This window comes from Desulfamplus magnetovallimortis (assembly GCF_900170035.1).
Lineage (GTDB): Bacteria > Desulfobacterota > Desulfobacteria > Desulfobacterales > Desulfobacteraceae > Desulfamplus > Desulfamplus magnetovallimortis.
Genome location: NZ_LT828555.1, coordinates 18,110 through 40,097, shown reverse-complemented (window position 1 = coordinate 40,097; position 21,988 = coordinate 18,110). Strand labels below are relative to the sequence as shown.

Annotated in this window: 21 protein-coding genes; 10 read left to right on the top strand and 11 right to left on the bottom strand. The window is 39.7% G+C overall.

Annotated features, from left to right (window positions below):
- The first annotated feature begins 47 nt into the window (after positions 1-47).
- Complete coding sequence (locus tag MTBBW1_RS20955; RefSeq protein WP_080806804.1) at positions 48-290, top strand: helix-turn-helix domain-containing protein; 243 nt, start codon at positions 48-50, stop codon at positions 288-290.
- A 239-nt stretch (positions 291-529) separates the two neighbouring features.
- Here the strand turns inward: MTBBW1_RS20955 and MTBBW1_RS20950 are convergent, their stop codons facing one another.
- From MTBBW1_RS20950 to MTBBW1_RS20920, 7 genes are all read right to left on the bottom strand, one after another.
- The gene (locus tag MTBBW1_RS20950) at positions 530-1,537 is read right to left on the bottom strand and encodes a tetratricopeptide repeat protein (RefSeq protein ID WP_186441587.1); all 1,008 of its coding nucleotides are present in this window, start codon (positions 1,535-1,537) and stop codon (positions 530-532) included.
- Between the two features lie 248 nt (positions 1,538-1,785).
- Positions 1,786-2,856 (bottom strand): energy transducer TonB, encoded by a 1,071-nt coding sequence (locus MTBBW1_RS20945; RefSeq protein WP_080806801.1) that lies wholly within the window; start codon positions 2,854-2,856, stop codon positions 1,786-1,788.
- Positions 2,857-2,868: 12 nt separating this feature from the next.
- The gene (locus tag MTBBW1_RS20940; protein WP_080806799.1) at positions 2,869-3,282 is read right to left on the bottom strand and encodes an ExbD/TolR family protein; all 414 of its coding nucleotides are present in this window, start codon (positions 3,280-3,282) and stop codon (positions 2,869-2,871) included.
- 23 nt (positions 3,283-3,305) lie between these two features.
- A complete protein-coding gene (locus MTBBW1_RS20935) occupies positions 3,306-3,935 on the bottom strand; it encodes a MotA/TolQ/ExbB proton channel family protein (RefSeq protein WP_080806797.1) in 630 nt (209 codons plus the stop codon).
- Positions 3,936-3,937: 2 nt separating this feature from the next.
- The gene (locus MTBBW1_RS20930) at positions 3,938-5,413 is read right to left on the bottom strand and encodes a MotA/TolQ/ExbB proton channel family protein (protein WP_245809503.1); all 1,476 of its coding nucleotides are present in this window, start codon (positions 5,411-5,413) and stop codon (positions 3,938-3,940) included.
- Positions 5,414-5,547: 134 nt separating this feature from the next.
- Complete coding sequence (locus MTBBW1_RS20925; protein WP_139786843.1) at positions 5,548-6,318, bottom strand: DUF3450 domain-containing protein; 771 nt, start codon at positions 6,316-6,318, stop codon at positions 5,548-5,550.
- Between the two features lie 386 nt (positions 6,319-6,704).
- Complete coding sequence (locus tag MTBBW1_RS20920; RefSeq protein ID WP_080806792.1) at positions 6,705-8,531, bottom strand: TonB-dependent receptor plug domain-containing protein; 1,827 nt, start codon at positions 8,529-8,531, stop codon at positions 6,705-6,707.
- A 1,166-nt stretch (positions 8,532-9,697) separates the two neighbouring features.
- Here MTBBW1_RS20920 and MTBBW1_RS20915 point away from each other — a divergent pair.
- The gene (locus MTBBW1_RS20915) at positions 9,698-10,480 is read left to right on the top strand and encodes a DUF4198 domain-containing protein (protein ID WP_186441585.1); all 783 of its coding nucleotides are present in this window, start codon (positions 9,698-9,700) and stop codon (positions 10,478-10,480) included.
- Positions 10,481-10,622: 142 nt separating this feature from the next.
- Positions 10,623-11,087 carry a hypothetical protein gene (locus MTBBW1_RS20910; protein WP_080806790.1) on the top strand — a complete coding sequence of 155 codons (465 nt, stop codon included), beginning with the start codon at positions 10,623-10,625 and terminating at the stop codon, positions 11,085-11,087.
- A 95-nt stretch (positions 11,088-11,182) separates the two neighbouring features.
- Here MTBBW1_RS20910 and MTBBW1_RS27950 read toward each other — a convergent pair whose 3' ends face one another.
- From MTBBW1_RS27950 to MTBBW1_RS28625, 4 genes are all read right to left on the bottom strand, one after another.
- Positions 11,183-11,383: a hypothetical protein gene (locus tag MTBBW1_RS27950; protein ID WP_139786842.1), complete on the bottom strand. Its 201-nt coding sequence runs from the start codon at positions 11,381-11,383 to the stop codon at positions 11,183-11,185.
- 111 nt (positions 11,384-11,494) lie between these two features.
- Positions 11,495-11,713 (bottom strand): type II toxin-antitoxin system HicB family antitoxin, encoded by a 219-nt coding sequence (locus MTBBW1_RS20905; protein ID WP_080806788.1) that lies wholly within the window; start codon positions 11,711-11,713, stop codon positions 11,495-11,497.
- A 192-nt stretch (positions 11,714-11,905) separates the two neighbouring features.
- Entirely contained in the window at positions 11,906-12,739 is an 834-nt protein-coding gene (locus MTBBW1_RS20900) for a sirohydrochlorin cobaltochelatase (protein ID WP_080806785.1), read from the bottom strand.
- Between the two features lie 48 nt (positions 12,740-12,787).
- Complete coding sequence (locus MTBBW1_RS28625; protein WP_080806783.1) at positions 12,788-13,225, bottom strand: hypothetical protein; 438 nt, start codon at positions 13,223-13,225, stop codon at positions 12,788-12,790.
- Between the two features lie 431 nt (positions 13,226-13,656).
- Between MTBBW1_RS28625 and MTBBW1_RS30075 the strand changes: the two genes are divergently transcribed.
- The 7 genes from MTBBW1_RS30075 to MTBBW1_RS20860 form a co-directional block, all read left to right on the top strand.
- A complete protein-coding gene (locus MTBBW1_RS30075) occupies positions 13,657-13,791 on the top strand; it encodes a hypothetical protein (RefSeq protein ID WP_281255666.1) in 135 nt (44 codons plus the stop codon).
- 121 nt (positions 13,792-13,912) lie between these two features.
- Entirely contained in the window at positions 13,913-15,640 is a 1,728-nt protein-coding gene (locus MTBBW1_RS20890; RefSeq protein ID WP_080806781.1) for a hypothetical protein, read from the top strand.
- A gap of 224 nt (positions 15,641-15,864) precedes the next feature.
- Complete coding sequence (locus MTBBW1_RS20885; protein WP_186441583.1) at positions 15,865-18,672, top strand: PAS domain S-box protein; 2,808 nt, start codon at positions 15,865-15,867, stop codon at positions 18,670-18,672.
- Positions 18,673-20,241: an MASE3 domain-containing protein gene (locus MTBBW1_RS20880; RefSeq protein ID WP_080806777.1), complete on the top strand. Its 1,569-nt coding sequence runs from the start codon at positions 18,673-18,675 to the stop codon at positions 20,239-20,241.
- Entirely contained in the window at positions 20,238-20,687 is a 450-nt protein-coding gene (locus MTBBW1_RS20875; RefSeq protein ID WP_080806775.1) for a response regulator, read from the top strand. Before MTBBW1_RS20880 ends, MTBBW1_RS20875 begins: the two co-directional genes overlap by 4 nt.
- 5 nt (positions 20,688-20,692) lie before the next feature.
- On the top strand, positions 20,693-21,313 hold the full coding sequence (locus MTBBW1_RS20870) for a response regulator (protein WP_080806773.1): 621 nt from the start codon (positions 20,693-20,695) through the stop codon (positions 21,311-21,313).
- A gap of 399 nt (positions 21,314-21,712) precedes the next feature.
- Positions 21,713-21,988 (top strand): cupin domain-containing protein (locus MTBBW1_RS20860; RefSeq protein WP_222424131.1); only part of this gene is annotated, 276 nt, incomplete at its 3' end.

Genomic DNA, 21,988 nt, shown 5'->3' with positions numbered 1-21,988 from the left:
GAAAAACCGGAATTGTGTTCAGGCAAATGTAAACTGGCAAATGAAAGATGCCAATTATTCAAGTTAAAATATCACATTGCGCCTTTAATATAAATATTATGAACTATATCCCTATTGAATTTTTAAAAGTAGTGCAAGTAATATTTTTTGCTGACCTTGGGGTTGAAAATGCTGAAGAGTTACAAGCTCGAGGTTTAGTGGGATTACATGTTGTGAAGTTATTGAAAAAGAAAGAAAGGATACAAGAAGAAGCACCAGAACTGTTAAGAATTAAGCAAGCCGAAGTTTAGCATCTGTTAATGGCCATTTGCTCAAAATCGACATCTTATTGCTTTTTCAGAAGTTATTGAAGTTGTCTGAACCAGGATAACCAGGATGGATAGGATGCTCAGGATAGATAACCCTTCCTTATCTTTGTTAATCTTGGGAATCCTGATTCAGACAGTGTTGACAAGGCTTACAAGAGATCATAGGTGTTAACTTTGATCATTTAAGCAGATTCAATGTTGAAAAATTCCCAGTGAATAATCTATCCGCGAGAATCAAAAGGAATCCCAAGACTAAGATAGAGATTCTCCATCAAATCTTGTTCCTCATTTGTCAAAGGGGCAAGGAATCCATATATTATCAAGGCATTAAGGGCTTGTTTATAGTCATTGCGGTCAAGATAGATATGTAATAGAGTTCTCCACCACATTGGTTCCACAGGATTGTCACGGGTAAGAGTTTTTGCATATGCAAGAGAACGCTTTTCCATTTTATGCTCCAGGTATTGGTACAAAAGCATCTCCTGCCACTGTCTCTGTCTTTTTCCGGATGTTTTTTGTGCAAGGGTTTCAAGGTATTTAATCGCTTTTTTCTTTTCACCTGTAGCAAACAGTATGCTGACATAACTTTCAATCCATTCCAGCGTTATATCGCTGGGATGTCTGCTTAAAAGCTTTCCGAACACTTCGGAAGCCTTTTTCTGGTTTTTGCTGTCTCCACACTGAAAAAAACAGATTGCACCATAATAGAGATGCATGGCTTTCCTATCTGCCTTTGCGCTTGCCTCATACCCCTTTATAAAAGCTTTGCCTGCATTTTCCATATCACCAAGGGTATATTGACAACGGGCAAGGTTCAGCCATGCGGGAGCAAGGTCAGCCCTTTTTTTAACTGCGTTATTATAATATTGTGATGCTTTTTTTAAAAATGGTGTAAAATCATCTTTTGAATTTTTTTTATAGGCTTGACCTGAACTTTTTTTTAACGTCTTGTTTTCGCCGTGCCCTGAACCTGATTTAGATGAACTATTCTCTTCAAGCATCATCAGAGCATTTCCCAGCATATAATCAATGTAGTAATGGGAATAACCTTTCTGTATGGCTTTTTCACCGGAAACATCTTTCGCCTTTGAGCTAAAGGACTCAAGAAGCTCAATGGCTTCTGATATCCTGCCTGCCTTAATCATTTTTCCGGCTTCATTAACGCATACTCCGGCTGCATATGGTAGTTTCTCTTCCTCAGCATATGCTTCATACACAAGAGAACCCATTTCAAAATCGATAACTTCCAGGGGGAATGATTGATAAATATTTAAACACAATATCCATATCACTATCATAAGAGACTTAGGAGAGACATAATCCTTTTGTAATGATATAAAATATTTTTGTGAGGCCTTAATTATGCACATAATCTCTTTTCCAGTTAAGATAACTATTTTCCCAGTCAAAACAACTATTTATCCAGTCAAAACAACTATTTATCCAGTTAAAGCAACTATTTTTCCAGTTGAAACAACTATTTTTCCAGTTGAAACCTGATGGTTGTCTCCACAAGAGTATTAACTGCCACCCCCTGAACAGTTCCAGGTTTGAATCTCCACTGCATGACACATTTAAGTACACTTGCATCAAATATCTTTGCCGGGTTTGCCTCTACTATCTCGGGTTCATTTACCCTGCCCTGTGTGTCAACCTTGAATCTTATCCTGACTGCCCCCTCAATTCCCCTGCGCATGGCCCGCATGGGATAAACCGGAGGAGTTTTTACAAGAGGCGTCAATGGAGCATCAAGTTCACCCATGCCATACTGACTTTTAAGGGGAGGAATTTCCAGAGAAGGCAACGATTGAGACGGTACAAAATCGGGTTCCGGCAGTGATTGAGGTTCCACAACAACAGGTGCATCCATATCCATACTGAAATGCTCAAGAGGAGGCATGGCAAGGGAGTTGGAAAATGAAGGAAGTGAGGGGTTGAGTTCAAAGGGAAGCCTCTGTTTTACCTTTATTGTCCTTGGTGGCTCGGGCTTTTTAACTTTTTCCGGAGGTAACTTTCGGGGTTTAACCACTTCTGGTTCCACTCTCTTAATCTCTTTTTTCTCAGGGAGGTACTCCGATTGCTTTATCCTGACAACCTGAAAAATATCACTGGAAAAAGAGTCGGACAACTCCTTTTTCCCGGGCATCTGTTTTATCAATTCCGGCATAAGTCCGAACAATGTAATATTGAGCAGGGCAGCAAAAATAATTGATAGAATCCAGATAGCGTAAGTAGCAGAAACTGAATAATTGCTCTGCATCCCTCCCTTGGGTGAGAAAGTATGGCAGGCAGCTGAATCAACATATGCAAGAGCTGTTGAATCAACATGTGAAAGATCAGTTGAATCAACATGTGAAAGATCAGTTGAATCAACATTTGAAAGGGCAGTTGAATCAACATTTGAAAGGGCAGTTGAATCAACATTTGAAAGGGCAGTCGAATCGACATGTGAAAGGGCAGTGGAATCGACATGTGAAAGGGCAGTGGAATCGACATTTGAAAGGACAACTACAGAGTCTGAGTCTGTGTTAAAATTGACAAAAGTCATGATCACCCCATTTTAATTGTTAATACTTGCTGCAATAGAGACTATTTCAGCACCTGCCAGTTTGCAGTAGTCCATCACACTGATTACAAGGCCGGTGGTACTCTCTCTGTCTGCCACAATCACAACAGAAGAATCTGGATTTTCTGCAAGGGCACGTTCCACATTTGCCCTGACAGCACGTATGTCAATTTCATGTCGATCAATATGAATGGTATTGTTCTTTGTGACACCGATCAGTATGGTGCTACCGTTTTTGGGTATTGCGGTTGTTGCTGCCGGCCTTGATATATCCACCCCTGTCTCCTTGACAAAACTTGTGGTAACAAGAAAAAAGATCAGCAGGATAAAGACCATATCAATCAATGGTGCAATGTTGAGTTCCAGATTTTTTTTACCGGATCTTCGGGCTGCTGTAATATTAAGCATTTTTTATTTTTCCATTTTTTTTGTTATTCAAGGAATCGTTTCAAATAAAAGCCTGTTGCTGCAATCCGGTGCTTCAGATTTGTTGCCCTTCTTGTCAGAAATCCACTCATGTAGAGTCCCGGAATGGAGACAAGAAGCCCTGTCTGGGTGGTAATAAGGGCAACGGAAATTCCTCCGGCCATTGCCCTGGCATTACCTGTGCCAAATATGGTAATGACCTCAAATGTGGTCATCATACCCACCACAGTGCCAAGAAGCCCAAGAAGTGGTGCAACACCTGAAAGAACAGCAATAATGGCAAGATATTTGTCCATCTCCCCTATAAGTCTTACCACTATCTCATCAAGAATAAATGCATCAAGTGCAGGCTCTCCACTTCTTCTTGACAGAAATTCACGAACAAGAAGAGAGTTTGCGCCCTTATATTTTTCATCAGGCATACGGTTCTGCCTCACAAGCTCACCTGCTTCACGGCGGGGGATATTCTTTATAAACAGACGCCGCATCACAACTACACGATTGAAGATCAATACCCACATCACAAAAGAGAGAGATAAAATGGGAATCATGACCACTCCACCGGAACCAAGGTAAGAGGTAATATTAAACCAGTATGTACTACAAAAAAAATTTATGGATTCAAAAAGCGCCATCTTCACACATCCTGTCCATCCTGTTTTTTCTTTCCATGTACAACAAAACTATTTTTATTTTTGAATATCATATTCACAAAAGAGACAGACTTTTCCTCAATTTTCCCGATTTCCGTCTCAACATGACGGCTTAAAATGGTATGAACAAGCATAACAGGAATTGCAACTGAAAGTCCCAGCATGGTTGTAACCAGCGCTTCTGAAATACCGCCTGACATCATTCTGGGATCTCCGGTACCACAGGATGTTATGGCATGAAATGTATTGATCATACCGGTTACAGTGCCAAGAAGACCTAAAAGCGGTGCAATGGCAGCAAGCATTCCAAGGGTTGAAAGAAATCGTTCAATTCTTGGGATCTCGTTGAGAATTGCCTCCTGAAGGGCATTCTCCATATCAGCGCGATCCTGATCCCTGAAATCCATTGCTGTCAACAACACCTTGGGTATCAATCGTTTTCTGGAAGATTCAAGAAGGCGTCTGCAATCATCCCAACGATTTGCCCTTACAAGAGGTTCAAGGCGTTTCATGAATTTGTCAGCATTTATCTGTTTTCTTAAAAAGAAGATGATTCTCTCCACCAAAATAACAAGTGCAATCCCAAGGATAGCAACTATTGGCCACACAATGGGACCGCCCTTTGGAATCTGCTCTCTGAGGCTTAACTGATGGGTAAGCTGCCTTATGGCTGCACCCTTTGATATATCCATATAGACATCGTCCTGCTCTCCCTTCATGTAGGCCACAAGATTCCTGACAATATTTTTTTCAGGTAGTTTTGAAAGGGCAAAGAGACGCTGGCTCTGATCTGAGTAAAGCAAAAAACCGGTTTCCCGACCAGAGTTATTTTCTTTACTGTTTTGAGAGGCTTTATCTATCTCTGTACTGTTTTGAGAGCCTTTATCCATGTCAATGGAGTATATTGCCGTAAAGTTACCAATGATAAGAAGATCAGCGACCCTTTCAACACCCTGGCGATCCACGATCATTCCCCTATCAAGCCTAACCTCGCCGGATGCACTTATTTCGTCAAAAAGAATGGATGCCATTTTACGGATATCAGCCATTGACGGAAATTTTTCCTGGTCAATCATGGGTTTGAGAAAATCATGGCGATTTATATCTACACTCAAGGCGCTTTGCAGGCTCTGAACAAGAATGTTTTCAAGATCCTTTGCATTGCTTCTTAGCAATCCTGCAAGTTCCCTGTTGACGGCAATGCTCTCTTCAAGAGATTGGGATAATGCTGTCTCTTCTTCCTTTAATATTGTAATCTCTTTTTCCATCTCCTGATTATTATGTGCAAGCTCTTCGTTCTCCTGCTTGAGTTTTTCAACAGCATTTTTCAATGCATTGCGGTCATTGCGGATCTCTTCAGCTTTCAATCTCGCCTCTTCTCGTGCTTTTTCAAGCTCCTCAATGGCTTTTGCCCTAAGACGGCTTTTTTGTTCCTCAAGGGCAAGGTGGGTTCCTCTCATGTCTCCGGCAAAGACCGACGGCAGAAAGAAAAACATATTAATCAACATAGCAAACAGCATAATATAAACAGACAATATAAAATGAATAGACACTGATCTTTCAGGCATTGGTCGCATGTGCAAATATTCCTTTTTCACTGAACCTTAAGAGAACCCAGGGGCATGGCAAGTATCTCGACACTACGCTGTTTTTGAGCAATCTCCACTGCCGATTGAATTGCCGGAATATGTATGGGATTCAGCGGAAGCCATTTATGTTGTGCCACATTAAAGGAGGCAGCCTCATTTCTGTCCAGGGTCAGGGCAAAAAGAGATATGCGTCCAAGCCGAAAAATATCGGCCACAATCTCTTCGCCATTTCCGCCAATGTCAATCTTTTCACGGGTAACTTCTATGGTATTGCCATATTCTGCTTCAATAAAAAGCGCCTCCATCAACTTTCTGTATTTTTCCGCAATGGTCAAATCAATCTGTTCCATAACACGGGCAAGCCCTGCCATGCGCCCTCTTCGCTCTTCCCTGAGAAACAGCGTATCCTGAAGCACAAATTCATTCAATTCTGCATATAATGATTCAAGAAAAGGAAGAAGCTCCCTTTCGATCTCTTCATTTTCATTTTGTTGCACCTTCAATGATTCAACATTCTCCCGACGCTGGGCAACTTCCAAGGAAAGCACCTTTTGGGTTGCAGCAAGAAGCTCATTCTCCTGCATAAGATTGTCATACTCGGCTTGAAGTTGCAGTTTTTCCTCTTCCCATTTATCTATCTCCTGCTGTGTTGCCTGACGGGTCTCAATGGACTTTGTAACCGATGATTCAGCAATTTCCGCAGTTGTATCGCCCGCATAGGCACAGGTGATGAAAAAAGGCACCAAAATGAACATCAAAAAATATCTACCAATCACTTTTTTCCCCTCTGAGATTTAAAATAGTGCCCTTATGGCATACTTTTCCATAACTTATTGCTTTTACAGGCAATAAAATGGAAACACCTATACTTTTAAAATAAAAAAGGCCATGAAAATCCAACCCCCATCAGGGCTACGGACCTTCATGGCCTTTTGTTTTATCTTTTTTGCTCTTTACCGATTATTCTTTTGTTCTTTAGCGATTCTTCGGCAAATAAACTTGAACAGTCACAAGGCTCTGCCTTGAAATATCTTTAAATCTGTCCTTTCAGAACCCAAATGCTTCGGGTTACAAAAAACGGCTTCAGCCGCAAAATTAAAGATTATCTATTACTTGACACCACAAGTGAAGTCAAGAAAATTAAATTTTTTCATTTTGCTGACTAAAACCTGAAACTTACTCCGCCTGTGTATGAGACACCCATATCAAAGTACCTTGAAGTTTCCGGTGCTGTGACTTCATCAAAAACATTATCCACCCCTGCAAACATGTTGATATGATCAGATAACGTCTTTGTTACTTTAAAGTTCAACAGAAAAAAATCGTCTGACTCTGTTGTGAGTGCTTTGTCTGTGTACATCTTGCCAATATACTCCAGCTCAGAAGAAACAGTGTATCCATAGGATTCATTATCATACCTCAAACGTAATTTTCCTGTATGCTTGGGCATATTCCTGATCTGCTTTTTAACTGCCTTATCTTCTGTTTCAGAATAGGTATAAGCAGCAGACATAAACAACGATTTTATGGGTGCATACTGAGCCTCCAGCTCAAATCCCTGAGCACATGCTTCATCAATATTATATGACTGCATAATACTCTCTCCAGTTTCATATGTGCCTATTTCCCTTGAACTAATCATATTATCAATATCGTTCCTGAAAAATGAGATACGTCCAAGCAGAGAATTTGCCCACACATGCTCGAGATCAATGCTGTATCCCACAGATGTTTCAGGTTCAATATCAGGATTTCCCACTATCCAGTATGATACATGATGGTGGGGATGAAGTTTGTAAAGATCATCAAGCTGAGGAGCAAGAAAAGCACGCCCTGCGTTCAACCGCACTTTGGTCTCCGGATTAATCATGTATAAAAGACTTCCCTTGGGGTTAAACTCGGTACCCCACTGATCGTGATGGTCAATTCTCCCCCCAATAACAAGAACCAGTGAGGAGTTGAAAAGCTCAATCTCATCCTGCAAAAAACTACTGACAATATTTTCGTCCTGATCTCCAACCTCTGTTGATTCAAGATTGTTTTGGCGGTATTCAGCACCAATGGTAACGAGTTGAATATCACCGAACATCTGATTGTATTGGAGCAATGCCTGACGATTATCATAATCCCAATCCCTTGGAGACTGGTTTGGACGAATGTCCCTACGGGTAGCAAAATGCTCTGAAATATTTAATTTAAGATTTGAGGTTTCACTAAATTTTGTATCTATCCCAATGGTACCATTGAATTTTGTATCATCAAGATAATCGCTGTTTTCATTATAAATATTAAGGTTAAGAGAGAGACTGTTATCCTGATTAATCTGGTATTGAAAATTCCCAACAGCATTGTCGGCATCATATTCATATCCGTCACCCATATGGTTGCTACTCTGATGCCCTGCACCAAGGGTATAAGAGAATTTGCCAAGGGTTTCACCAAAATTGAACTGAGTCTCCACTGCATCTCCTGTCCCGTAGGAGCCTTTACCTGCAACATACCTTTTTTCCGGAACCTTTCTGGTTATCACATTAACTACTCCTGCAACTGCATCACTGCCATAGAGAAGGGCAGAAGGACCTTTGATAACCTCTATTCTCTCAATCATGTCTGACGGGATATTTGCAAGATCAACTGCATTTGCATGTCTTCCAGTCTGCCGTATTCCATCAATCAGCACAAGGGTATATTCATTGGGCAGGCCGTTTATGTTGACTGACTGCCGTGCAAAGCCGTTTGATTTGATATACACACCAGGAATCCATTTCAGGGCATCTCCTGCAGTTTTTGCATTTGATTTCTCGATTTCCTCCTTGGTAACCAGATATGTTGTAACCGGGGTATCTTCCAGAGTGTGTTGACTCTTAGTTCCAGTAACAACGATTTCTTCAAGAGTTAGAGCACCTGTGCCACTCGCCTTATCGTCACCAATTGCAGGCAGACACAAAAAAAAGAAACAAATTATTCCATAAAAATAAATTTTTTTCACAAAAATCTCCTTACATTTTAGATATTGACTATTAATTGCTAATAACGTACATGGCGGATTACCGCATACGCATCAAGCTAAGAATATAAGACTTTGTTTTTATTATAAATATAAAATCAAACATCTTAACAACAAAAATTAGAAAAACCCGTCTGATAAGGCTTTGAAAACCTTAGCTTGATGCGTATGCGGATTACCGCCACAATCGAAGGGATGAAAGTCGTTTTTAAAACAGGCTGTTACGGAGACTTTCATATAAATTACAAATAAAAACATCATGTATCGTGCAAAATATCATGTTCAGATAAAAATTGATTTTCATGTACATCCAAACTTCGTGTGTCATGCATGATATTTATTCCAAAAACAAAAAAAGCCACAAAGACACAATCGGGATTTCCGATTTATTGCCTTCGTGGCTTTTTAATTATAACTTTCGTTAATAAATCAATTCACATTTATTAACACATTACTGCAACACATTCTATTTATACATCGTAACATTATACTGCATCCATACTCTCTTCATCTTCTTGATGAAAAATATTTGCATCTTCTATTCGATCGAATTTTGTTTGTCAAGGGAATGATAAAAAAAATTTTATGATAAGCCAACGCTGCACTCTTCAGGAAAAAGTCCTATATGGATGACTCACTGCATATAAAATAGAGACAAAAAATATCACTATTTGAATACCATGATGAATTTATTCTTGACAAAGATTCAACTCTTGCGCTAAAAGTTGCTTCCAAAATTGCAATTGAAATTGCATTGTTTTCAATATAGCTGCATAAAAATACAATAAAGCCAGGAAGGCCTGATATGAAAGATTACTTTCAGGACTCCTGGCTTTTTTTATTTTAAACGCCGTATTTATATATGGTTAACTAATTTACCATGAAAAATGAGCATCCTTCATATGACTCCAAAAGTACTTTACACTTTTTTTGAGATATTCCCGCCACACAGACTTTTCTCTCCGAAAAGTGTAAACCGAGAAATGAAGCATGCCGAAAAATGTATTCAAATTTCCATCTTTAAGGTGGACTGAAGAGCAAATAAGTCAATAAGCCTGTGTATTTAAGTATTTATTATGCTGGTGTTCTTTAACAAAAGAAATCAGAAAAACATCCTGGCATTGATCTGCCAAATTAAGGAGAAAGCAATGAAGAAAAAAAAATGTATAGTGCTATTCATAATTTTGTTGTGTGCAATATTGTCAAGTCCGGTTTTTGCACATTATGCTTCAATTACAATGGAAAATTATAATCCCATGCCAGGTGAAGAAACTACAATTTTCATTGGATGGGGTCATAAATTCCCAGGAGATGGTGCAATGAGACGGGAGGCATACGACAATACAAAACTTGAGATCATTGACCCTGACGGAATAAAGAGTGCCATTGATGTTATACCAGAAGAGGAAAAAGGAAATAAACCCATAAAGATCAAATTTTCCAAAGCAGGAATTCATACGGTTGTCCTGACCCAAAAAAATTTTTCAACTAAAACAACCAAAGGATACAAATACTTACCAAAAAACAAACTAGAAAATGTTATACATTCCAGATGGAGCGAAACAGTTTCTAAAGCCTTTGTCAATGTCAGCAATGACCAAAAAGAACTCACCGAAAAAGATATAAAAGATAGATTTCAAATCATTCCCATGATTAACCCTTCACAAGTTGATAAAGGTGAAATGTTGCCTGTCAAGGTAACTTTGGATGGAAAACCCTGGAGAGGAATGGTCTTCGCAACATACAGCGGATTTTCAGACATGGCAGATACATTTGCATATACCACAAAAACTGATAAGGATGGGATAGCAAAAATACAGCTTGTTGAGAAAGGTGTGTGGCTTGTAAAAGCAGATCATTCCTATCCATATGAAAATCAAGATGAGGCAGATGAATACGCTTTTAAAGCAACGATGACTTTTAAAAATTAAACGGACATGATTGCGTATCAATCACCCCCAAACATAAAAATGATAGTCATTTTCACGGTAAATAATATTGTATTCGTCAAGACTTCACCCTATCCCCCTCCAAGTGATTGGAGAGGGGTGGGTAAAAACATGAGGAAATATTTTGAAAGTAAATATCTTTGTCCTGTTGATTCTCTGCTGTCTTTTTCCATCTTTAACTATTGCCCACGGGGTAACAGGCAATATTGATGCCGGCGGAGTTGTTATCACAGCTCTATTCAGTGATGGAGAACCTATGAGTTACGCTGAAACCGAAATTATGGCTCCAGATTCGAAGTTGCCATTCTCATCAGGATGGACAGACAGAAATGGCCGATTCTGCTTCTATCCAGATGTTCAAGGCAGCTACAAAGTAACAGTAAAGGATGAAATGGGGCATAGGCTTGAACTTAACGTACCCATCACTGACACTTTAAAATATAAAAAAGACATAAAAAAAACCTCTGAAAGTTCCAATGTCTCATATTTGGAAAAGGCATTTTTGGGATTATCTGCCATCTTCTTTGTTTTTGGTTTTGCCTTCTGGAAAAGCGCCACAAAAGCTAAAAATCCCGGGCACAAAGTGTAAACTATTTTGATGGAGATATGAAAGATGCCAATAATTTTAATAGATTATATGAAAACAAACGAATCAAGGTTTCTATAAGCTTTTATATGAAAGTCTCAGTAAGTGGCTGTTTTTAAAACGACTTTCATCTCTTCGATTGTGGCGGCTATCCGCCATGTACGTTTATATGAAAGTCTCAGTAAGTGGCTGTTTTTAAAACGACTTTCATCTCTTCGATTGTGGCGGCTATCCGCCATGTACGTTATATGAAAGTCCCCGCAAATGGCTGTTTTTATATAGACTTTCAACACTTCCATTGTGACGGTGAACCGCCATGTTGGTTATAAGAAAGTCCCTGTAGTTCAAGGTTTTTTAAGGACTTTCATGCTTCATTGTGGCAGAGGGGTCTGCCATGGCAGTTTTAAATATCAGCTACCCTTGAATGGCTTTTCTGTGCCCCCCTCTTCCTCACAAAAATATAAATAGTCATCAACTGCTTCCTCGAATGCGCTTTTAAGACCTTTTACATCATCACCTTCATAATTAACCAAAGCAGAAATGAACTCTAATTTACCGTGAAAGACCTCGTCATCATTGCTGTAATGAACAGAGCCATAATATCCTTTGTATTCCATCATGTCTTTCATATCAATTCCTCACTTTTTAATTTGTCCACTATATCGTCAATGACGTATCGTTTCAGCGTGTTTTGTGGATGAGGCTTATGCAAACTTATTGGTGATGCAGTGGGATGATAAAATCGTACTCTGGAAACACTTGTTTTGACACTCAAAAAAATCCAAAGGGAACAAGATCACTGTCTGTATCAGAACCTACCATTACAAAGGAATCACATCCAGTGCATCCTTAATATGCCTGACAAAGATAGTACTGATACCATCAAGCATTCCAAGGCCGTCACCTATGGCTGAAACCTCAATCCCTTGCTTTTCAAATGCTGCCTGCCATGAATCTTCATCCCCTGTCAGGTCTTCCTGAAAATGGACTCCAGCAACAAGCATAAAAGGAACAAGCAACACCTTTGAAAAACCTGCCTGTTTTACCCTTTGTACTGTAACTTCCATCTCCGGAAAACCTTCTACAACTCCTGTAAATATACTGTCTGTAGAATAAACATCTCTCATTATTGCCTCAAGAGCAAAATATGATGTCCATGTGGGATGGTCTGTTCCATGTCCCACAAGAACCACAGCGCTTCGTGCTTTGGGCTTTGCAGATGCTCCGGAAGTATGAGTAGCTGGATTTATTCCACAGAAAATTGATTCCATTGCACGGGCTGTTTCCATGTAATCTTCAGGTGAAGAGAGAAGAGGAAGCCCAAGTGAAAGTCGGATATCCACCCTGTTTCCTTCTGAAGCAAGCCTGTGGAGCTCATGACCACCAATGAGATGCAGGGATTGCAGTACAGCCCATGAATAGCCCTTTTCCTTTAGCATCAACAAAACTTCAGCCGGATCCTTGATATCAATATTGCTGTTTCGTTTCATGGCATGTTTCACCATCCTTGATGAATATGCCCAGAAAACAGGCTGTTCCGGCAATTCCCTTTTAAATATGGCATCCATTTTTTCATATGTTTTAAAGGCTTTGGCAGTTGTTCCAAAAGCTGTAACAACAACGGGTATATCCTCTCTTTTTTTTATTATATTCATTTTATTATCCTTCCGCCATATACGTTTATATAAGGTAACACAATATAATTATGATCGTGAAATAAACACAAAAGGGCGTCCGCTCTCTGGATGCTTTTTCACAATAACACGGGTTACATACACATCTTCAATGGCCTTTTTTGTCACTGTGCATTCCGGTATTCCAAAGGAATGGAGGGTACCTGTTCCGACATTGACAAATACTATATTATCCGAGTACTCACAGGCAAGGTTCAGATCGTGAATTACAATAAGGACTGCAAGCCCCAGATCACTTTTCATCTCATCAATATCATTGCCGCAGCCGTAAATAACCTGGGGATTAAATTTGATCCACTCGTCTTTTGTTACTTCAATCACTGAACCTGATCTGCCGAAATCCGGCGGAATTCCTCCACTTAGAGAAATTAGTTCATTTTGAAAGGAATCATTACCAGGAGTCATAACACTCTTTCTACCCATGATGCGGATAACACGTTTTTCCATGAAGAGTCCAGTAGTTCACATTTTTTTGCAATAAGACCAAGCTGTGAATAATTTTTTGATATAATCCTTTCGGCTTCTACCTCTTTCATTTCCCAGTTTACACTTTCCCGAAAAGAATGCCCGTTTTTCGGGGATACTGTTCTGGAAAGTGTAAAGTACTTTCTGTATGATATGAAGGATGCCGATTTTTACTGTATTTTTTTCCTATTTTTCATATTGATCTTTTCCATGTCACGTGTTTGAATTTAGCGCTATGTAGGTGGGCTTTTTTTGTTCCCTAAAAAAGGTAATTCCTATAGTATTAAATTAATGAATTTTATTATCTGGAGTACTATATACTCAAAATAGACATCTTATTGCTTTTTCCGAAGTTATTGCAGTTGTCTGAACCAGGATAACCAGGATGGATAGGATGCTCAGGATAGATAATCTTGCCTTATCTTGTTAATCTTGGGAATCCTGATTCAGACAGTGTTGACAAGGCTTACAAGATCATAGGTGTCGATTTTCAATATATAAGGGCCATGGCAAAGCAATTTGTCACAACGAAGTATGAAAGCCCTTAAAAATCGGGAACTTTCTTATAACCCCCCATGTTTGCTGTCGCATCACAACGAAGCATGCAAGTCGTTGTATATCAGCATGTTATGGAGATTTTCTAATACAAAACCACACAAGAGATTAGATATGACAAAAAAAACCTTTGGGAAACAACTTATTGAAGCGCTGACAATAGATGAGATGGCCCGGCTTCTGGATGGTCTTTTATCTTCAATGGACAAAAAACATATAAAACAGGTACTTTCAGACCTGAACAATGAGAATATTGAAGAGATCGCCTCTCAATTACTCTTCTCTGACAAAACAACCAAAGTTGTGTCAGATAATAAATTTATCCAGGAATGGGATGAATTATGGAGATCCTGGAATAGATGTGTCTCAAAATTAGGGGATGAAGATGGGGAATATGTATGTCAAGACAATCATTGGGAAACACCGTATTTTGGCAGCAACGATTTTGCTGAAGACCTGGAAAAGATAGCTGTAAAAATGTTACCTTATTTAGATAGAATCAGTCAAATGCAGGAGGATGAGCCAGAGCTCTTTCAAGTAGCTCTGCAAGAGGTTGAATCAGGTATTATGGAGTATCCGGAATGGATGGGGGCAGAATACTCCGACGCCTACTTTAGTGTATCTGCAACTGAATGTATGGTTAAATGGGCATGGCTTAATGCTGATTCAGTGGAGACTTTTTTAAACAGTTTAATTGAAACCGAAGATAATTTAAAGATTATCAGCATGGATAACCAGGGGTATTTTAATTGCATTGATGCCCTTTCTGAAGATGATCAAAAAGAAATTTATGATTACATAAATGAAAATAAAGATACCCCTGTCTGGAAAAAACGCCTGAACGATAAGTATTGCATATGGCATCAGGTGTATCATACTTTTTCAAGTCAATTTGATCAGACCTCTTATCTTGAGACCTGCCGTAACATGTTTCATGAAAACTGGGAATACGGAATCCCGCTAATTGAGGATAGTTTGAAAAATGACAGGCTTGCAGAAGCCGAAGAACTATCCAGGCAAACGATTAACAGCTTTCTTGACAGAGAAGAGAAAAACCTGTGGAATCCGGAAAAATCGCTTTTAATTTCTGATCGAAAATATTTTTATAGTTCACCAAATCGTAGCATCATTGAGTTGATGAAAAACTGGATGGACATTGCAGATAAAATCAATATGCCATCAAGGGTCAATGCTCTTAAATTCCAGATTGTAACCTACGAAACCACTTATGAGTGGGATAAGGTTGTCAGCGTCATTGAAATAATTGACACGTCAGCGGTGTCTGGATTGATCGAAGAATGGAAAGAATGTTGTGCTCACAGGGCAAGTTACCAATCAAAAAACCCCTGGATTAAATGGTTGATGGACGCAACCCTTGATAAAGACAAAGATTCATCCTGGTTTTTTAAAAAAATCAAGGAATGGTTGAAAACATTGTCTGATAACCCAAAAGAGTTAATTGACCAAAAAACAAATCTGTTTACACTGACCTTTGCTCTTGCTGAACTTTCCGATTTAAGGAAAAAATACCCTTCACTATTTAAGGCCATATATCATCCCCGGGAAGGAGACCCACAAAATCCTTCCATATTGAAAGGACTTAAAAAGGTAAATGGAGTTGCCCTTGCGCCTTTATTAGAAGAGTTTTGGGTAAAACATCTGCTTGATTTTTTACCGGATCCTGTACATGCCCATAAATCAAATTATGATTCACATGCCATGTGGTTAGCCGCTCTTCGGGAAGTTAATCCCAAAGAATATCAAACAATTCTAAGCCGGTGGAAGCAAAAGCACCACAGGAGACGAAATCTTTGGAAAGCCATTCAAGAAGCAGGCTTATAAAGATAACAAATGAACGGATAAATCTACACGTGTTGATCTGGAATAACATACTGATATTTTGACAATTCTTGTTGAATTCCTGGATCTTGATATGGTAAAGGAATGTATTGAACATTTCATCTGCATTCCTAAACTTTCTACGCTCAAACACACCCCTTTGAATCGTTAAAATTTTGAAAATAATGAATAGCATAATTTCTTTTGTAAATTTTGTGCGAGGTAATATGTCTAAATCGTATTCAACCCCTATTCTTATTTTGGCGATATTTTTTATCAGTATTTATCAATCCTCGTCTTATGCAGATAACAATATCCCATTGAGTCTATCTGATCCAATTATTAAGTCTGCAAGTGAATTGGATTACCCTCCCTTTGCACTGGTGCTTGACAATGGTTCTGCAGACGGTTTTTCTGTTGACTTGTTAAAAGCAGTTGTTACAACAATGGGCAGGAAAATTAATTTTAAGGTTGGTCCATGGCATAAAATCAAGCAGCAGTTGATTGACGGGGAACTGGATGTCCTGCCTCTTGTGGCATACTCTGAAGAACGAAATAAACTGCTGGATTTTACGGCACCTTTCATGCGGCTGCACGGCACTGTTTTTGTCCGAAAAGGAGACAATTCCATATTCAGAGTTAGTGATTTAAAAGGAAAAGAAGTGCTGGTAATGCAAGGGGACAATGCCCATGAATATGCAGTTCAAAACCAATTAACCGACAAATTGATTTTAACGGACAATTATGAGCAGGCGATGCAGCTGCTCTCATCGGGCAAACATGATGCTGTGCTCATGCTGCAACTGGTCGGCTTTCAGCTGCTGAACAAACTGAAGATTACCAATGTCGTCAGCATTCATTCACATCAGGAAACCAATATCAGACCAGGTTCCAGACCGTTATCCGGATATGAGCAGAAGTTCTGTTTTGCCGTACATGAAGGCGACAAGGAGCTACTATCACTTTTGAATGAGGGCCTAGCTATCGTTATTGCCAACGGCAGTTACAATGAATTGTACGATAAATGGTTCGGCCCGATCCTGCCCCAACCACGAGTCAGTTGGAAACAAATACTGAAATATCTTTTTTTCATACTCGTTCCGTTATTATTCCTGGCAGCGGCTATGGGAATCTGGTACCTGCGAAGGGAAGTGGCAAGTAAAACTAACTATCTTCAGGAAGAGATTCGTGAGCGAAAACAGACGGAAAAAACCCTGCATGACAGTGAAAACAAGTTCAGAACACTTTTCGATGTTGCAGCCATCCCGTTGTGCTATGTTAATAATAAAGGGGTCATTCTTGATTTTAATCTCAAATTTACTGAAGTTTTCGGGTATACCAAATCTGATGTTCCAACACTTGAAGAGTGGTGGGTATTGGCCTACCCTGATCCGAAATACAGAAAGTGGGTCATAAAGACCTGGGAAACCGCTGTTGAAAAAGCACAAAAAGAGAATACCGATATCCAATCCGTAGAATACCGGGTCACATGCAAAAATGGCGATCTTAGAGATATCATTATTTCGGGTTCCACATTCCAGGAATATTTTCTGGCAACATTCATTGATTTAACAGAGCTAAAGCAGGCAGAAGAGCGATTTGAAAAATTTTTTACATTGATATCAGATCTTTTCTGTATTGCGGATATCAATGGATATTTCCGACTGATTAATCCCGCAGCCGAACAGATACTCGGATACACCCAGGAAGAATTGCTCCAAAGACCTTATATGAATTTTGTCCATCCGGACGACAGGGAAAAAACCGAAAAGGTGATCCATGAACAATTACAACAAGGGAAAAAAGTTATCAACTTTTCAAACCGTTACGTCTGCAAGGATGGTTCTGTTAAATGGCTTGAATGGACATTTCATCCAATGCCGAATCAGGGTGTCACCTATGCTGTGGGCAGGGACTGCACCCAGAGACGGGATATGGAGGCATCATTAAAAGCATCTGAACTCTGGATGAGAAGTATCTATAATGCTCTTGAAGAAGCTGTTTTGGTCGTTTCTCCCCAAAGGGAATTGATCAGTGTAAACAAGGCCACAAAAAAAATATTCGGATATACGGAAAAAGAGATCCATGATCAATCCACAAGTATCCTGCATGTGGATCAGGATCATTTTGTTGAATTCGGCAAAAAAATAGAGGATGCCTTTGGTCAGGGGAAATCTGCAGAATTTGAATTCAGAGCCAAAAGAAAAAATGGAGAGATTTTCCAAAGCGAACACACGGTATCCATGCTTAAGGATGAAGCAGGAAATCCTTTGGGCATTGTCAGTGTTATCCGTGATATCTCAAAGCGCAAGCAAGCTGAAATAATTTTGGAAGAAACACTTGCTGACCTGGAAAAATCAAATGCCGAACTTGAGCAGTTTGCCTACGTGGCATCACATGATCTCCAGGAGCCGCTGCGGGCAGTCATCGGATTTTTACAACTGCTCCAGTCAAAATACAAAAATCAACTGGATGAAAAAGGGAGGCATTATATTGAACGGGTCGTAAAAGCCGGTCACCGAATGCAGAGTCTAATCAGCGATTTGTTAAAAGTATCAAGGGTGAACACACTCAATACATCATTTGAACCAACGGATCTTACAAAAGTATTAGAAGAAGTCCTGGAACATATGCAATCAACAATCACAGAGGAAAACGGTGTCGTCACCTATTCGAGATTACCAACTCTGATGGTTGACAAAAGTCAAATTCAGGGTCTATTCCAGAATCTCATTGTCAACGCCTTGAAATACAATGAGGCTTTAAAACCGACAATTGAAATCGGCTATGAGGATAAAGGTCATGAATGCCGCTTTTTTGTCAAGGACAACGGCATTGGCATTTCAAAAGAGTTCCGTGATAAGATTTTTATGATATTTCAACGCCTCCACCCAAGAAAAGATTATTCTGGTAGCGGAATTGGCTTGGCATTGTGCAAAAAAATTGTTGAACGGCATCGTGGAAACATCTGGGTTGAATCAGAGTCCGGAAAAGGCTCAATATTTTATTTTACCCTGCCTCAAGGAGAAAAATAGATGCGCCAAAACCACAAGCTTCCATATCAGCATCCGACTGAACAATCGACATGGATTTTTCCGGCAGTTATCGGAATCGTTGGACTGGTAGGTCTTGTCATTATAAGTCGTTACAATTTCTTACTGTTTCATAGTTTTGCTGAATTGTTTTCAATTGCGGTTGCCTGGGCTCTCTTTTTTCTGGTGTGGAACACACGGTATATTACGGATGCCGATTCCCTCGTGTTTGTTGGCATTGCCTATTTTTTTATAGGAATCGTCGATCTGCTGCATACGTTGGCATATAAAGGAATGGGGGTGTTTAGCACCCATTGGGGGGCAAACCTTCCCACCCAGCTTTGGATACTGGCCCGCTACATGGAAAGCGTCTCTTTTTTAATGCTCCCTCTGCTTTTCAGAAGAAAAATCCAGCCGGTTTTACTTTTTGGATGCTGGACAGGGGCAACGATGCTGCTATTGGGGACAATTTTTTTCTGGCAGGTGTTTCCGGACTGCTATATGGAAGGAGTCGGTCTCACCCGGTTTAAAATCTTCAGTGAATATGCCATATGCATGCTTCTCGGTTCAGCCTATAGGCTACTCTATATGAAAAAAGGTATGCTTGATCCGTTGGTTTTCCGATTACTTGCGCTTTCCATTGCGATGACGATCTGTGCAGAACTGGCATTTACTTTTTATGTCAGCGTTTACGATTTTTCCAATCTACTTGGCCATTACTTTAAAATTATTTCATTTTACCTGCTGTATATAGCATTGGTCCACTCCGGCTTAACGCGTCCTTATCAAGTTCTTTTCAAATCTTTAAAAGACAGTGAAAATAAATATCAGAATGCATATGCCCAAACTGAGAAAATGGTCAGGGAGCGTACCAGAGAATTGGAACGATCTAATGATGAGTTGGCTCAGTTTGCCTATGTCGCGTCCCATGATCTTCAGGAACCGTTAAGGGCCATTGTTGGTTTTTTGCAGCTTCTTGAATCCAGGTATACAGGTCAGCTGGATGAGAAAGGCCGGCAGTATATCAAACGTTCGGTCAATGCCGGACACAGGATGCAGTCTCTGATACAGGATTTGCTCGCTCTGTCGAGGATCAATACCAAGGACAATCCCTTTGAATCAATGGATTTGAATGACGTCGTTACCATGGTGCTGAACCGCCTTGAGAAGCAGATTCAAGAAAAAGCGGGAATAATCACTGCTGACAGGTTGCCGAATTTAGAGGCAGATGCAACTCAGATCCACACCCTATTTCAAAATCTGATATCCAATGCACTGAAGTATAATGAGCGTTCAGAACCTGCCATTTCAATCGGTTGCAAAGAGCAGGAAAATGATTACTGTTTTTTTATAAAAGATAATGGCATTGGCATTGAGTCGAAATTTTATGAAAGAATTTTTGTTGTGTTTCAACGGCTGCACAGCCGCCAGGAATATTCCGGAACGGGTGTAGGACTTACCCTGTGCAAAAAAATTGTTGAACGTCATGGCGGTTACATATGGGTTGAATCTGAAAAAGATCATGGATCAACTTTTTTTTTCACACTTCCAAAAGAAAGGATTAAAAAATGACAACTATTGACAATATACAAACTGCTCAAGTGCTTCTGGTCGAGGACAATGAAGATGATGTGGAATTGACATTGGAGGCTTTGGAAGATTCAAAGGTACGGATGGATGTCCATGTGGTCCCAGACGGTGTTGAAGCCATGAAATTCCTGCGTTGCCAGGGTGAATATGAAGGAAAATCCAGGCCGGATCTTGTCCTTCTTGATTTAAATTTACCGAAGATGGACGGACGTGAAGTGTTAAAGGAGATACGAGAAGACCCGTACCTGACGGATTTGCCGGTTGTGGTATTGACAACTTCCCAGAATGAAGAAGATATCAGTAAAGTATATAAAATGCACGCCAACTGTTACATTTCAAAACCGGTTGATTTTCTTCAATTTACAAAAATTATCAAACAGATTGAGGGGTTCTGGCTCCAACTGGTCAAGTTGCCCCGAAGGAATTAGTGCCTATGAAAACAAATATTAACATTTTAATCCTTGAAGATAATCCAGATGATCTTTTTCTATTACAAGAAGCCATTGAATCATCTAAGGAGATAAAGAGCACAATTTTAAATGCAGACCGGCTCGATAAAGCCATTGAAACGGCAAAAAAACAGACCATTGATATAGCGATTCTTGATCTTAACATTCCTGATAGTTTCGGCCTGGATACATTCTTGGATTTTCATAAACAATTTCCACTTACACCAATAGTGATCATGACGGGCAATAAAGATCACAATATTGCAGTTGAAGCGGTACAGCAAGGTGCCCAGGACTATCTGAATAAGGGAGAACCTTCCGCATCGGCTATTGTGCGGACCCTTCGGTATGCAATTGAACGACAGCGGTTGATGAACGAATTGAAAAATGCTCTGGCCGAAATCAAAGTATTAAAAGGGATACTCCCAATTTGTTCGCAATGTAAAAAAATTAGAGACGATAAAGGATACTGGAACATTCTTGAAGCATATATTCAAAAACATTCTAATGCGTCATTCACCCATGGCATATGCACAGAATGCTCAGATAAGCTATATGGTGATGAGGATTGGTATATTGATATGAAAAAAAATAATGAGGCATAAATGTTAATCGTCTTTTCAGCAATTTGAAGTTTCATCCATCAAAGTGAACAATTTATCTATAATTCCGGGAATTGAGACCGGCATGAGATGGTAAGAACTGGAAAAATAATGAAGGCCATCACCATAAGCCGCAACATTTGCTATCCCTTTTATAATAAGGGGACGCCGCTTTAGGGTGGTAGCCCGGATTGAAGAATAATGGACGATATTCCCCGAGTTTTCTTCCATAAATAAAAAGTACAAAATCGAGTTTGAGCTCTTTCCCCTAAGATAGTGAGTTGACCGACGCCAACAAGACTCTGGTTCAAAATTTCGTGCAGAATATCCTGGTCTCTGATAGTTCCTTTAGAGCAAAGCTGATTTGGCAAAAAACAGTAAGGGCCGTATTGGATGGTGAGTATGGATAATATCCCCCAAATTCCCTTTCATAAATCAAAAAAAGACAAGTTGGAGTTTGAGGTATTCCCCCTTAAACATCTTTTTTCAAGGAACGAACAACTTTCCCATTCCATAGAAGAGCCCCATCGTTTAGCATTCTATGTTGCGTTGTACATTACAAAGGGAGAGGGCAGGCATTACATTGATTTCAAGCCATATGAATTTTCTCGGGGTAGCCTGTTGTTTATCTCACCGGGACAAGTCCATGCCTTTGAAATAAACCCGAAAGCAGACGGA